Genomic DNA, 1,115 nt, shown 5'->3' on the forward strand with positions numbered 1-1,115 from the left:
CGGCGTGCTTCTCGTCGTCCGTCCAGCGGGAGTTGCCGCCGTCCACGACGGTGTCGCCGGGGGAGAGCAGGTCCTTCAGCTCGTCTATGACGACCTGGGTGGCGGTGCCGGCCGGGACCATGACCCAGATGGTGCGCGGCGCGTCGAGCTTCTCGACCAGTTCGGCGAGGTCCTTGACGTCGGTCAGTTCCGGGTTGCGGTCGTAGCCGATGACCTGGTGGCCCGCGCGGCGGATGCGCTCGCGCATGTTGCCGCCCATCTTGCCGAGGCCGATGAGTCCGAGCTGCATGTCAGTTCACTTCCTTGAGGGAGCGGTAGACGGCGACGAGGGCCGTGGTGGAGGGGTCGAGGCCGGGCACCTCGGCGCCTTCGGTGAGGGCGGGTTCGATGCGCTTGGCGAGCACCTTGCCCAGCTCGACGCCCCACTGGTCGAAGGAGTCGATGTTCCAGACCGCGCCCTGGACGAACACCTTGTGCTCGTAGAGGGCGACGAGCTGGCCGAGCACGGAAGGGGTCAGCTCGGGGGCCAGGATCGTGGTGGTGGGGTGGTTGCCGCGGAAGGTGCGGTGGGCCACCTGCGCCTCGGCGACGCCTTCCTCGCGGACCTCGTCCTCGGTCTTGCCGAAGGCGAGGGCCTGGGTCTGGGCGAAGAAGTTGGCCATCAACAGGTCGTGCTGGGCCTTGAGTTCGTCGCTCAGCTCGTCCACCGGGCGGGCGAAGCCGATGAAGTCCGCCGGGATCAGCTTCGTGCCCTGGTGGATCAACTGGTAGTACGCGTGCTGCCCGTTGGTACCGGGCGTGCCCCAGACCACCGGCCCGGTCTGCCACTCCACCGGCGTGCCGTCCTTCTGCACGGACTTGCCGTTGGACTCCATGTCGAGCTGCTGGAGGTAGGCGGTGAACTTCGAGAGGTAGTGGCTGTACGGCAGGACCGCGTGCGACTGGGCGTCGAAGAAGTCGTCGTACCAGATGCCCAGCAGGCCCAGCAGCAGCGGCGCGTTCTCCTCCGCCGGAGCGGTACGGAAGTGCTCGTCCACGGTGTGGAAACCGTCCAGCATCTCCCGGAAACGCTCCGGACCGATCGCGATCATCACCGACAGGCCGATCGCGGAGTC

At 67.7% G+C, this 1,115-nt stretch carries 1 protein-coding gene and 1 pseudogene; both read right to left on the reverse strand.

The genetic code is table 11. The annotated features are described in order from the left end of the window. Positions 1-289, reverse strand: a 289-nt coding sequence (locus GT030_RS09295; protein ID WP_161200680.1) for an NAD(P)-binding domain-containing protein, incomplete at its 3' end; no start/stop codon positions are given. Position 290: 1 nt separating this feature from the next. Further along, a pseudogene (locus tag GT030_RS09300) lies at positions 291-1,115 on the reverse strand (glucose-6-phosphate isomerase); the annotation flags it as partial.

The organism is Streptomyces sp. SID1328 (genome assembly GCF_009865595.1).
Classification (GTDB): domain Bacteria; phylum Actinomycetota; class Actinomycetes; order Streptomycetales; family Streptomycetaceae; genus Streptomyces; species Streptomyces griseoluteus.